Annotated in this window: 9 protein-coding genes; 6 read left to right on the top strand and 3 right to left on the bottom strand. The window is 36.1% G+C overall.

Features of this window, described 5'->3' with window-relative positions; translation table 11 throughout:
- Positions 1-137: 137 nt before the first annotated feature.
- Positions 138-1,943: a hypothetical protein gene (locus H5072_RS02900; RefSeq protein WP_182692616.1), complete on the bottom strand. Its 1,806-nt coding sequence runs from the start codon at positions 1,941-1,943 to the stop codon at positions 138-140.
- A 174-nt stretch (positions 1,944-2,117) separates the two neighbouring features.
- Between H5072_RS02900 and H5072_RS02895 the strand changes: the two genes are divergently transcribed.
- Genes H5072_RS02895 through H5072_RS02885 form a run of 3 tightly spaced genes read left to right on the top strand, consistent with a single transcriptional unit; the run spans position 2,118 to position 7,336 of the window.
- On the top strand, positions 2,118-3,056 hold the full coding sequence (locus H5072_RS02895) for a DUF4007 family protein (protein WP_182692615.1): 939 nt from the start codon (positions 2,118-2,120) through the stop codon (positions 3,054-3,056).
- Position 3,057: 1 nt separating this feature from the next.
- A complete protein-coding gene (locus tag H5072_RS02890; RefSeq protein ID WP_182692614.1) occupies positions 3,058-6,456 on the top strand; it encodes an ATP-binding protein in 3,399 nt (1,132 codons plus the stop codon).
- Positions 6,440-7,336 (top strand): phosphoadenosine phosphosulfate reductase family protein, encoded by an 897-nt coding sequence (locus tag H5072_RS02885; protein ID WP_182692613.1) that lies wholly within the window; start codon positions 6,440-6,442, stop codon positions 7,334-7,336. The genes H5072_RS02890 and H5072_RS02885 overlap by 17 nt, the downstream gene beginning before the upstream one ends.
- 11 nt (positions 7,337-7,347) lie before the next feature.
- Here H5072_RS02885 and H5072_RS02880 read toward each other — a convergent pair whose 3' ends face one another.
- Both H5072_RS02880 and H5072_RS02875 read right to left on the bottom strand, forming a co-directional pair.
- Positions 7,348-8,469 (bottom strand): cysteine desulfurase family protein, encoded by a 1,122-nt coding sequence (locus H5072_RS02880; RefSeq protein WP_182692612.1) that lies wholly within the window; start codon positions 8,467-8,469, stop codon positions 7,348-7,350.
- A gap of 428 nt (positions 8,470-8,897) precedes the next feature.
- Entirely contained in the window at positions 8,898-10,142 is a 1,245-nt protein-coding gene (locus tag H5072_RS02875; RefSeq protein ID WP_182692611.1) for a UPF0149 family protein, read from the bottom strand.
- A gap of 195 nt (positions 10,143-10,337) precedes the next feature.
- Here H5072_RS02875 and H5072_RS02870 point away from each other — a divergent pair, with 195 nt between their 5' ends.
- The 3 genes from H5072_RS02870 to H5072_RS02860 all read left to right on the top strand — a co-directional run bounded on the left by H5072_RS02870 (position 10,338) and on the right by H5072_RS02860 (position 13,723).
- Positions 10,338-11,078 (top strand): ABC transporter substrate-binding protein, encoded by a 741-nt coding sequence (locus H5072_RS02870; RefSeq protein WP_182692610.1) that lies wholly within the window; start codon positions 10,338-10,340, stop codon positions 11,076-11,078.
- Positions 11,079-11,091: 13 nt separating this feature from the next.
- A complete protein-coding gene (locus H5072_RS02865; protein ID WP_182692609.1) occupies positions 11,092-11,832 on the top strand; it encodes an ABC transporter substrate-binding protein in 741 nt (246 codons plus the stop codon).
- A 292-nt stretch (positions 11,833-12,124) separates the two neighbouring features.
- Complete coding sequence (locus H5072_RS02860; protein WP_076914907.1) at positions 12,125-13,723, top strand: ABC-F family ATPase; 1,599 nt, start codon at positions 12,125-12,127, stop codon at positions 13,721-13,723.
- Positions 13,724-13,790 lie beyond the last annotated feature (67 nt).

Here is a 13,790-nt window from a genome sequence, read left to right as displayed (position 1 = left end):
CAATAACACACAATAATTCAAAAAATATTATAGAAGGTGTTTGATCCGTTCTAAATCTATGTCCCCATATATTTTCAATTATTGGAATGTGCTTAATCCCATATTTTTTCATTAACTCACTTGAGTTGGTATGTAAACTATCCATGATTCACCTGTAATGTAGAAGTTCTAAACTCTCCATTTTTTAAAGTATATATTTCAATCCTTTTACCATTCATTCTACTTATTTTACTAATATTAGTAGCCAGTTTAGATCTAAATATTAGCAATTTTTTATATAAACGAGGATTCGTTGTATTTGGTGGAGAGCCCTTAGACACCTGATATAAAAAATCGAATAGCTCTACAGTTAACGAGAGCTTTAAAGATATATCTCTAGATATTTCAAAAACAATTATAGGTTCGATACGAGAACCAGATAGTTCAAAATCTCCTTTAACTTTATTTATATAAATATCTCGATCTCTCAATTCATCTCCGTGAAATATTGAAATAGGAGTGATTGAACCTTGGTCCTTTTCAGGTATATAAAGCCTATCCTTTCCTGTATTTTCCGAAATATATCGTCCGTGGAAAACTCGATTCAAAGCAAGTACAATCAAAGAAATCAAGTCAATATCACGGCAGCTGTCATTTACTTGAAGTTCATCGAATATCATACTTTTAAAATATGAAAAGCTCGCATACTTTTGCAAATCATAAGCCCTGTTATCACTCTCTTGATAGCAATAAAGCTGCATCCTGGAGCGCTTTATTACAGCCCCCCATAGCTCTGTATCAACGTCTAACTCAATCTCTTTTTTCGAGTTCAATAAATCATTAAAATCATCCAAAGGAATAGCTACATTTCTCTCAGATTTATTCTTAAGAAGATCATCCCAATAGTTTGTAGATAGCTCTCCAAACATTAATTTATTAATTTCAGAGTAAGGCCTTGCATTATGCATTTTATGAGGACCGAGATTCATCCCCCAGAAACCAACTTCTATTGTTGATTCGTAAGAAAAGCTATCGAAATTATTAATTTTTTTAACTCGATTACAATTAAACGTAGAGTAATTTGTCTCTTTTTTTGCTGTTCTGAGATGCTTCGCTTTAGGCGTCGAAGCTAAAAGAGTATTTGTGGCTAAATTCAATAACTCCCTAATTGTAAAATGCTCGTTATTCAACTGTAGTAAAAGAATGATATTGCTGAGGTTCTCCCGTACATTCTTGTTTTTCAGCAAATTGTATTTATTATAAATTGGACAAGTAGAACTCTCTTTCCCCTCACAGGAATTACAATCATCCCAACCTGTATGACTAAGTATTTCATTTAAGATTAGAGAAAAATTTTCTTTCGCATTGAGCTTAGACAAATTAATCAATTTAATTAATTCTTGCTGTTTGCAATCACTAAACCCAAGATTAATTTTATCCTCAATAATTTCTTTGAGCTGAGTTGCTGTTTTTATTATATTATCGTCAACTGATAATGAAATGAAATTATCGATCTCTTCAACCAAGATCCCATCATTAACAGCAATAAGAATTGGTTTATTCGCCGTCCCGCTCACTAAAACATCGATTAATTCTTGAATGACAAGCCCTTTCTCATTTTTAAGCTCAGAAAAGTCTTTAACTATCGTCCTATCATTTGAACAAAAGTAGCTTTTTGCATTCCATAAATCTTCATCAAATAACTCCCCATCTATCTGCTTAACAATATCTCGACATAGCTTTGTTTTCCCATCCCCAGCGGTACCTGTAAGAATAAAGACACCAGGATTATCTTCCGCTTCAAATTGTTCGGTTATCTGTTGTTGCCATGCAAACTGTATGTTCAAAGGCTCATCTAATCCTAAGCTACGCGCAACTTTCCTAACATACTCATCTTGAATTTGATTTTTCCCTTGACAGTACCCTTCTAGATACTTTACCCATTTATTCGTTTTCCATTCCATAATTAAGCCTTCCAAAGCAAATTAATTAAATAATGATTACACATACATGATTTACATATAAAATATATAAAATGCCACGAAAAACCTCTCTGCACAATAACTTTACCTTTCTAATTATAAACGATACATATAACATGTATCTGTTGGACAATTTCTCCAGGAGCAGTTTTAAGCATGAAAGCTAAATTTACAGGGCACGATACCTTCCCTTTACGCTATGGATGGCTATTTAAAGCTATTAATCATTTGAATAATAAAAGCAATTTTTCGTCTAGCGAAGACAGTATTCGCAATTCTGTTGTTGAATTAGGTGTTGGTAAAAATATGGTAAAGGCGATTCAGTATTGGGCTGAATCAAGCAATGTAATAAAAAGAAGTCCTCAAAGTGAATATGGTCATTATGTGACTGATAGTGGTAAATACTTGTTTGGTGCCTTAGATAAAGCAGGACAAGATCCTTTTTTAGAATTACCTGGTTCTATTTGGTTACTGCACTTCTGGTTAAATTTTAATAATGAAAGCCTTACAGCTTATCGTTACTTTTTTAATTATTCTAATGTTCAATATTTTGAAAAAAGTAAACTTACCGATGATTGCTATGACGATGCAAAACGATTAGTAAAAACAGAAGTTGGCAACCTTAGTACTCTAAAAAAAGATATTGACTGCTTTTTAAATACTTACAGTAAAAAACAAAAAAATAGTACTGCTAAAAAAATAACTAAAGTCGATGAAGATCACTTTACTTCGCCTCTTTCTGAGCTGAACTTATTACAAGATAACGGGGGTGGATTCTATATAAGCAATCTATCTGAGCGCCCTGAATTACCTGTTGAGATATTTATTTTTGCGTTACTTGAATTTTTTAATAACGAAACTCAAGATTCAAACGTTGGCACTATTGATTTTGACTCGCTTTTAACAAAACCTTGCTCTCCGGGAAGAATTTTTAGGCTTTCAGAATCAGGCTTAGGTCAAAAGTTAGACGAGGCGCAAGAATTTACTGATAAACACGTAACTTGGGTTGATTCACTAGGATTGAGACAAGTAAGTATATCAGATGATATAAAAAACAACGCTATCAATTACTTAGATATGTACTACGGTAAATAATATGTCAGACACTTTAATTACAATAAATCAACGCTACAAAAGTTCGACACGAATTGATACTGAGAGTACTGATTTTTCTCCGTTTATTGACGACTTTGTATTGCATGGCACAGCCATTAATGTACTTGATACTATTAGCCGTGAATTTGAAAATAGCACTCAACGCGCTTTTACTATTACTGGACCTTATGGGTCGGGTAAATCAACCGTGGCCTTATTTTTATCATGCTTACTTTCTATAGATGTTGAACAACGTACCTATGCATTGCAAAAGCTGAATAGTGCTCAAAATATTATTACTGATTTTGATAAACGCTTTGCATTAAAAAATGGCTGGCAAACAGTTAAGCATGTATGTGGTTTAGAAGCACCAGCGAACAGTATTTTAGTTAGCTTACTTAATGCATTTGATGAAGACTTTGATAAAATAGAAATAGCTGATTTTGATGATGATAAATGCTTAGCTGAAATAAAAAAATTATTACAGAAACCCAGTAAAAATGAAGATGGTGTTTTAATTTTACTTGATGAAATGGGTAAAGCACTAGATTACCAGTCTCGTGAAAACAAAGATTTGCATTTATTTCAATCTTTAGCTGATATTGTACAACAAGCAAAACGCCCTGTGCTGCTTATGGGGTTTTTACATCAAGCTTTTTCGGATTATGCTAAAAATAAAGATGTTAAAACTCAAAAAGAATGGAGCAAAGTACAAGGCCGTTACCGTGATTTGAGCTTTAACCCATCAATTGATGAATCTCTGACCCTCGTGGGTGATTCTATTTATAGAGCACCGAAAATAGCAGATGCTATTGAATCAAAGTATGCCAATTTAGTTAATACTGTAAGTGGTGCTTTTGCTAATCAAAATAAAAACGTCAATGCACTGAGTAAAACGTTACCATTAGATCCTATTGTTAGTTTATTGCTTGGCCCTGTTTCTCGTCGTCGTTTTTCTCAGAACGAGCGCAGCTTATTTGGCTTTTTAGCATCTCACGAAAAACATGGTTTTAGAGAGTTTTTAAATAATAGTTACAGTGAGTTTAATGAAGAACTAGCTTTGTATCGCCCAGAAATGTACTGGGATTACCTTTACCACAATTTACACCATTTAATTGTTACCTCTCAAGATAGTAAAGCGTGGCTCGAAGGCTCTGATGCAATATATAGGGCAGAGCAAAAAGGTGGCGTGCTTCATATAGCTATTACTAAGCTAATTGCGCTATTAACTATTTTTGGCTTTCATCATCAGTTACATGCAAAACGAAACTTCATAAAAGAATATTTTGTATGTCGTGGCTATAAAATTGAAGATGTTGATGATGCGATTGCGGAATTAGAAGCAAGCACTGTTATTATTTATCGCCAAAAACATGATGCTTTGTTTGTGTTTCAGGGCAGCGATATAGATATTAACAACCTTATTAGTGAACAGATTGAAGTTGTTAGTGAAGGTATTGATTGGACTGAAGCATGTGCGACACCACAGAATATTTTAGCAACAGCGCATTACCACAAAACAGGCACTATGCGCTGGGCAACAACTAAACTTTTAAATAAGTTTGATGCTCAAGTATTTGAATCGTTTGTAACAAAACCTAAAACAGGTGAAGCATTTTTATCTTTTGTTCTACCAACAAATCCTGATGTTGCCAAAACACTTAAAGAAAATGCTAAAACAATGCCATTTGTTGTAATTGGTACTTTTAATGATTTTAGCAATTTAAAGACAGCTGCAATTGAGTTGATAGCACTTCGCAAAATATTAAAAGATGAGAAAAAAATTGCTCATGATTTAATTGCTAAGAATGAGCTTGAGAGCCGAATAAAGTTTGCGCAATCAAATGTAGAGACTGAACTACAAAATGCTTATAAAAATGCTAGCTGGTCATACTTAGGCAAAAAATTAGCATTACTTCCTGTAACAAAAATAGCCTCTGATATTGCAGAAGTCATATTTAGTAAGTCGCCTCCGGTAATAAATGAGTTAGTTAACCGCTCTAAACCTTCGGGGAGTGCAAACAGTGCAATACGAAAATTAATGAATGCAATGTTTGAGAACGGCGATAAAAAAGATCTTGGATTTGATGATAAATCATTCCCTCCAGAAAAGGGTCTTTACCTATCTTGTTTGAAGAGTAAAGGTTGGCACTGCGAAACACCTGAGGGTTACTTATTCCCGAGTGAGTGGAGTAAAGAATCTATAAATGCTAACCCCAAAATGCATGAATTATTTGAAAGCGGTTTTGAGTTCATAAAAAATAACTCAGCTACAAAACACGTAACAATGGCCGAACTTTATGAAATGTGGATGTTACCACCGTTCGGTTTAACCGCAGGTTTGTGTCGCATATATGGTTTAGCATTATTAAAGGCACTTGAAGGGCAAGTTGCTTTTTATGACTGGGATTCGACAAAGCAGTTTGTATTTATACCTGAACTTGACGAAGAGTTGGTTAATAAAATATATAAACACCCGATTGAAGCAGGCGTTAGGTACTTTAAAATATCAGAAATCCAAAGCCATTTATTGGATAACCTTGCTAAAGCAACTTTAGGTGAAGCTAAAAAAGATGATGCAATTTTAAATATTGCTAAGCATATTGTAGGAATTGTTCATAAACTACCTACATGGGTAAAGAAAACAAGTGGCGAAAGTTTTACTAGCTCAAATGAAAGTGGATTAACTAAGCAAGCGAGAGATTTTAGAAATAAAGTGATCGCCGCAAATGATCCATATAAATTAGTATTGGATGATTTACCCGCTGTTTTTGGCTTTAAACAAGATGACCCTGAAGTTGAAGAAAAGCTAGGCGCATATCTTAAAACTGCAATAGAAGATTTAAGCGCGCAGCACGAAATGCTACTCAACGGCTTTAAGCAGATTATTATTAATATGTTAGGCGAAGATTTTAATAGTGTTTTAAAAGCCCGCTGTGACATAGTTGAAAAAGAAGCTAAACGCCCTAAAGTAAAAGATTTAGCAAATCGCTTGTCACAATTCATTGATGGTAAATCTAAATTTGAGTTCGTAATTAATATATTAACGGGTGTGCCTGAGCCTAAATGGACAGACAAGCTTTTGCGTACTGGACTAGATGAACTACAAAATTTATGCGTGCAATTTAGGCGTATTGAATCTTTTAGCAATTTTCAGGCTAAAGGCTCATCGAAACCCATTGCTTTTATAACTACAGATGACGATGGTAACCATCAAGAGTTTAGTAGTTTCACGAAGCATGATTTAGTGGCCGATGGTGATGTACAAGCTGCGGTAGACAATATTCAGCAAGCTATTGCCAAAATGCCAAAAGAAAAGCAACTGGCTGCACTTACCAATTTATTAACTAATTTGATGGATAAAACACAAGTAGAGGTGCCAAATGACACAGAAAGTTAAACATGTTTTAGGCCTCTCTGGCGGTAAAGACAGTAGCGCTTTAGCTCTATTTGTTAAAGAAACTTATCCTGAACTAGACGTAGAGTACTTCTTTACCGATACGGGTTATGAGCTACCAGAAACAAATGAGTTTATTGATCAACTGGAAGAAAAGCTTGGTTATATTCATCGGTTAAATGCACGTTCTTTAAATAATATTGAAGGCCGTGGTGAAAAAGACTTTGCTCATCTTTTAAAAGAACATGGTAATTACTTACCTTCTCAAAGAGATCGGTGGTGTACTGTTCAAATGAAGCTAAAACCTTTTGAACAGTGGTTAGATAGCTTTATTAAAGATGGCTACAAAATAAAAAACTATGTTGGCATAAGAGCAGATGAACCTGAACGCGTAGGTTATATGACAATTGAAAAGCCAATTGAATCTGTTTTTCCCTTTAGAGAACACGGCATAGTAAGAAGTGACATCGAAAATATATTACAGCGCAATGGTTTAGAACTGCCTGAATATTATAAATGGCGCTCTCGCTCTGGTTGTACATTTTGTTTTTATCAGAGAAAAATTGAATGGGTTAAGCTTATGGAAAAGCATCCTGATTTATTTGAAGAAGCCAAAGCTTTTGAAAAAGGCGATGACAACAATACTACTGTAGGTGAACGCTTTTATTGGATGGGCCAAGGCCAGCCATTAGAAACATTAGAAGACCCAGCAGTACAAAAAAGAATTATTGAAAATCACGAGAAGAAAGTTGCTCGCTTTAACAAGAAAAAGCGACGCAATGCACTGTTAGGCGACTTTGACGGTGTATGTGAATTCAATGAATTAGATGATATTTATGATGAAGCAGAAGGCGGTGGAGCCTGTGTAACATGCTATAAATAATAAGAAAGCGGCTAAATAGCCGCTTTTTTTATAGCTGAGACCAATAGATTAATATCTGCGGTGGTGATCTCGTTAGTAAAACTTATGCGAAAAGTAAATTCAGCTTCTTCACGACTTAGCCCTAATGCGGTTAAAACATGTGATGCCTCGATTTCTTTAGAAGAACAAGCGGAGCCTTGAGCTAAACAAAAGAGCTCTTCATTGTCCCGTACCAAAATACCTACATTTGTTTTAGGTAAAGTTAAAGAAACTATATGCGGTAAAGCTTTTTCATTACCGTTTATAGAAAAAGGGATTTCAGCAATAGTAAGCTGTGTTAACAAGTAGTTACGTATCCCTTTATCAACAAAGCGTAGATAACTGTGTGGAAATGTGTTTATTGCGGTTCCAAAACCGACTATTAGCGGCGCTGCTACTGTTCCACCTCTAATTCCTTGCTCTTGCCCTGCCCCATGAATAACAGGCGTTAGAGAGCGTTTGCGTAAGTCTCGAATATAGACAGCTCCAATACCTTTTGGGCCACCGATTTTATGAGCTGAAAACGACATAATATCAACATTCAGATCATCTACATCAATCTCAGTTTTCCCAAAGCTTTGCGCTGCATCACTATGAAAAAGAATATTGTGCTCAAAACATATTTCACCAATTTCGGAAATGGGATTAATCGTTCCTAATTCATTATTGACATGCATTACAGAAACAACTGCTGTAGATGGTTTGATCAGGCTTACTATGCTTTTAGGCTCAATAATTCCTTCTTTGTTTGGCAAAACAATGGACACTTCAAAGCCTTCGCCTTTTAAATACTCGCAAATAGCAAAAATACATTTATGCTCAATAGCACTAATAATAATATGATTTTTGTCTTTTGGATGATCGCTATTAAGTAATATGCTCTTGAAGGCTATATTATTAGACTCAGTAGCACCGCTAGTAAAAATAATTTCACTTGGATATGCACCAATCATATCAGCAAGTTCTTCTCTTACTTTATCTACTTTTTGCAAAGCCGCTTCACCTAAAATGTGACCTGAGGCTGAGTTTGCATAACAATTATCGAATGCATCTATTAAAGATGTTTTAACTTCTGGAAGTAGTGGATACGAAGCCGCTGAATCAAGATATATCATTTAATTAATCCTTAATCTGAGCGTTTAATAATACCATAAAGTACTTAATCATTAATTTAAACCCGCTTAATAATGAATTTAAAAAAGCTAAAGCTCACGACCTTCTCTGTCTTCCTCTAGTGTGTTGTCATATTCCAAGGGGCGCTTGCCAACCTTTGCTGCTAACGAGACACCAGATCACCTTAACTAAAATCTCTGCTCTAAAATATCAACATACCAATAATGAGCGACTCTCATACTATTACTTATAATTTGCAAACAAGCTAAATACCGCTTAATCGGTCAAAATGAAGTGTGGCGCGCTATACGATGCAAAAGCTTAAACAAGGCGAGATAGTTGAAAGCAGCTATTAATGGAGTTATGCGCGATATAAATCGCGCTTAGCATTTTTAAGTTACGTGTTTAGTTATTAACTAGCGTTTAGTTGTTACTTTTTTCTTAGCCAAAAAAGGCTCGCAGGCACCGAAATCCACGCCTGCTTACCTAACGAATCAAGGTAAACAGCTACTTCTTCTTTACTGCCTGGGCTGAAATATGGCGGCTGTTGTTCTTTTAGTTTTTCTTGGCCGGTGAGTATTTTGGTAAAGTGTTTATTTTGCTGCTGGAGCATTTTTTTGTAATCGTTAGCTGGTTTTGAATCACCATGCTTTACAAAAGCACTTAGCGCACGGCTTGCTGTTGTGTGTAGTTCTTGAAAATCAAAGTCGGTCAATAGCGCTTCTAACTTTTCCCATTGTTTATCAATGATTAGGCAGTTCATTAATAAAAAGCGGTTTGCTTGATTGTCGTTTGGGTTTAGCTTTAATAACTCTTCGAGTTCTGACTGCGCTTTTTGGGTATAACCATGCAGCGCATGTATTTTTGCTCGATGCGCGCGAAGCATCATATAAGGGCGGGTTTCGTGCAAGCCCCAAAAGTGCCCTGTGTTATCTTTAATAAATTGCTTTGTCATGAGCCCACTTTCCATTATGTCTAGCAACATTTGTATTGGCTCAAGTGCTTTTAGCTCGGTGTCGGCAAGTACCAGTTCAAGTAATTCATCAAGCTCATCTAATTCACCTGGCTCTTCGTCTAAAAAGCTGTCGTTAAATTCGACCTCATCTTCATCACTTAAAGTTAGGTCGTTACTAAATCGAAGTTCAAAAATAGCGTCGGCCATAAAATAAACATAATTACGTTTATATTCTTGGGCGTTGTATTGGGCAAATTCACCAAATACTTTTGCCGCTGCTTTTTCGCTAGTAAAAGCTTTTAAAACGCCACTTAGGCTATCAACAGCCTGTTTTTGTAGTGCATTAAGTGCACGTTTATTTATGTGTTTAAGCGCCTGTAAAACCCCTTTACAGTAATTTGGTAGGGGCATATTCGGCTTTAGTGACTCACGGTAGTCTTGTTTAGATAGGCTGCATTTTGCTGGCATTTTTAATTCGTTTTGAATTACTTTATCCATGCTTTGGTTATACAGAGCCATTAAGCTTTCGAGGTATTTTAGCTCGCTCTCTTTTTGAGGGTTAATATCTCCAAATAAATCAGGTTGCCACTCACTCGGGGGAAGCAGTTGAGGTAATGCACCTAACCCCATTAAATAACCTTGTATAAAATAGTAGTTTGGTTGTTTAGTGCTTAATTCACTGAGTTTTATAACATTGTTGCGAATTTTAGTTGGTGACATAACGTGCCCTGCTATGTATAAATTTATTATTAGTGTACCCATAGATAAGGTTACCAACAACGCTAGTTTGGTTGTTTTATCCTAAAATGAATTTTTAACGAAATATTTACAAATTTAAACAAACCCGCGCCGCTAAAATACAAAAGCTGGTTTATACTGTTGTAATAATGAGCAAAATAATAACTATGAGGCGTAATGAATAAATTAATTACCGTATTTTTATGTTTGCTGTTTACGGCTCCATTTAATGTATTTGCTTGTGAAAGAACCTTTAGCGTGGCATCGCACGATGCTTTTTGGCCGCCTTATGTAATGGGCATTAACGGTAAGCTGCAAGGCTTGGAGGTTGATGCGCTTAACATTATATTTGCTGACTCCCCTTTTTGTTTTGAAGTTAAGTTACTGCCAAATTCTAAGCGGGCTTTTATTGAGCTTAAATACGGCCGTATTGATTTGGAGTGGGCTGCAAGTTATACAGACGAGCGCGCTAAATATGTGCACTTTAGTGATAACTACCGAACTGAGGTTATGCGCTTATACGAAAACAAAAATAATCAGCATAGTGTTAAAAACCTCGAAGACATTTTTAAACAAGGCTTTATTGTTGGCGCTAACTTTGGAAGCTATTACGGTGAGGAGTTTGAGCAATATAAAACTAAATATAAAAAGCAGATTGAATACACCAGTGCAACCAGTAAACGCTTTGAAATGCTTAATAAACAACGTATTGATTTTGCTATTGAAGACGAGTTAGTGGGGGCTTATTTTGCCAAAAAAGGCTCAAATATCAAATTAGTAACCAATATTGAGCATGTAAATAAAGACGATATTTATTTAATGTTTAGCAAACAAACGGTGTCGGTTACTGAGCTTGCGGTAATTAATGAATATATAAACAAAAACAAAACAGCACTTAAAGTGTTGTTTGAACACTAATTTAAGGAGTGTAATGAAAACTTTATTTTTAACATTTACTACACTGCTATTTACTCACTTTAATGCCCTTGCGTGTTCAAAAACATTAGTAATGGGCACTAATGAAACTAATTGGCCGCCTTACCTTGTTAAACAAGGTGATACATTTTTAGGCGCAGAAGTGGATGCTGTAAACGCTATTTTTAAAGATTCAAAATTTTGTATTAAATGGACTTATTTTCCGAGTTTTTCGCGTGTTCAAGCTGAGCTTAAAAATGGCCGAGTAGATATGACCTATGCGGCAAGTTACACAAAAAAACGCGCACAATATGCGCACTTTAGTTTGCCCTACCGCGAAGAAGTTATGCATCTTTATAAACATAAAGACTCGCCTGATGTAACCAGCTTAGCTGATCTTTTTAGTCAAGATTTTACAGCAGGTATTAACCGAGGAAGCTTTTTTGGTGATGAGCTTGAACAACTCAAAACCAAATATTCAAAACAGGTCGTGCTTACTGCTCAAGCAAATAATCGATTTAGCATGTTAGATAAAAAACGAATCGACTATGTTATTGAAGACTCTGCTGTTGCGCAGTACTTTGTAAAAAAACACTCCTCAATTTCGCAGGTAAAAACTATTACACCGATTAACGTTAACAATGTGCATTTTATGCTAAGCAAGGAGTCGCTAACACTTGATGACGTGGCGACGGTTAATCAACTAATTATCAAAAATGCGGCCGCTATAAAGTTAATTTATCAGCCTGTGCATTAAAGCATGGGCAATAACGTGGTTATTTGGCTACAACACTTATTTAATGTTATTGGCGGTAGTGGTTATTTATATTCCCCGCTGTAAGTAAGCATCACCGCTCACGCTAAAAATAGTGGCTTAAAAACGAGAATTGCCGTTATTTTCGCTTGGTTATAAATTAGCTACCTTTTATCTTTCATTCGTTGTGGCTGATCTGTATAATTCGCCAGCTAATTTACCCTATTGTCTGGTTCTTGTTTGTGGCGTTTTGCTGCAGCGTACTCCTGTCAGTACTAATCTAGGATTACCTTTTTTGATCTCCACCGCAAATATTACGATGCAGTTTGGCGCAGAGCCGTTGTTTGAAAACATTTCAGCTAAATTTGGTAACGGTAACCGTTACGGTTTAATTGGCGCTAACGGCTGCGGCAAGTCGACTTTCATGAAAATTTTAAGCGGTGCGCTTGTTCCAAGTGCGGGTAATGTATCTATTACTCCAGGGTTAAAAGTAGGTAACCTAAGCCAAGACCAGTTTGCTTTTGAGCAATACAGCGTTGTAGACGCGGTAATTATGGGCGACGTGGAGCTTTGGAAAGTAAAGCAAGAACGCGAACGTATTTACTCGTTACCAGAAATGAGCGAGGAAGACGGTATGAAAGTTGCCGATCTTGAAAGTGTATTTGCTGAAATGGACGGTTACACGGCAGAAAGCCGCGCTGAAGAGATTTTGCTTGAAGCGGGTATCGATAAAGAATTTCATTACGGTTTAATGGCAAACGTTGCCCCAGGTTGGAAACTACGTGTGCTTTTAGCACAGGCGTTATTTGCAAACCCTGACATTTTGCTACTTGATGAGCCTACCAATAACTTGGATATTCATACAATTACGTGGCTTGCTAACGAGCTTAACAAACGTAAATGTACGATGATTATTATTTCGCATGACCGTCACTTTTTAAACTCGGTATGTACGCACATGGCCGATATTGATTACGGTGAGCTGCGTATTTACCCTGGTAACTATGAGAAATTTTTAGAAGCTGCGGGCTTACAACGCGAGCAACTTTTAGCTGAAAATGCTAAAAAGAGCGCTGAAATTGACGAGCTACAAGACTTTGTTAACCGTTTTGGTGCTAATGCTTCAAAAGCAAAGCAAGCAAGTTCGCGCGCAAAAAAAATGGATAAGATTAAGCTTGATGAAGTTAAATCTTCAAGCCGTATGAGCCCATCGCTTTCGTTTGACGAAGGTAAAAAAATGTATCGTCAGGCGCTTGAAGTTAATAAGCTTGGCCATGGTTTTGATGGCGAAACGTTATTTAGCGGCGGCGACTTTTTACTTGAAGCTGGCGCTAAGCTTGCTGTAATTGGCGAAAATGGCGTGGGTAAAACTACATTTTTACGCTGTTTAGTAGACGAGCTTAAAAGTAATGAAGGCGAAATTAAATGGTCTGAAAATGCGAGCTTTGGTTATTGCCCGCAAGACAGCACTAAAGATTTTGATAACGATTTGACGTTGTTTGATTGGATGTCGCAATGGCGTACAGCTAAGCACAACGATTTAATGGTTCGTGGCATGTTAGGCCGTTTGTTGTTTACAGCAGACGATTCAAACAAAAAAGCGCGTAACTGTTCTGGTGGTGAAAAAAACCGCCTGTTATTTGGTAAGTTAATGATGCAAGACGTTAACGTGCTTGTTATGGACGAACCAACTAACCACATGGATATGGAAGCCATTGAAGCGCTTAATAATGCGTTAAAAGATTTCCAAGGTACGCTTATTTTTGTAAGCCATGACCGTGAGTTTGTATCGTCATTAGCTACACGTATCATTGATATTAAAGATAAAAAAGTAATCGACTTCCAAGGTACGTTTGACGAATACCTAGCAAGTTGTGAAGAGAAAAAAGCGTAAACTTTTTCTTATTACTTATAAAAACGGTGCTAAATTTAGCGCCGTTTTTTTATGTGTGGAATTTGAG

Source organism: Pseudoalteromonas sp. SR45-5, assembly GCF_014163565.1.
Taxonomy (GTDB): Bacteria; Pseudomonadota; Gammaproteobacteria; order Enterobacterales; family Alteromonadaceae; genus Pseudoalteromonas; species Pseudoalteromonas distincta.
The sequence above is the reverse complement of the archived record's forward strand: the minus strand, read 5'-3'. Positions and strand labels throughout refer to the sequence as shown.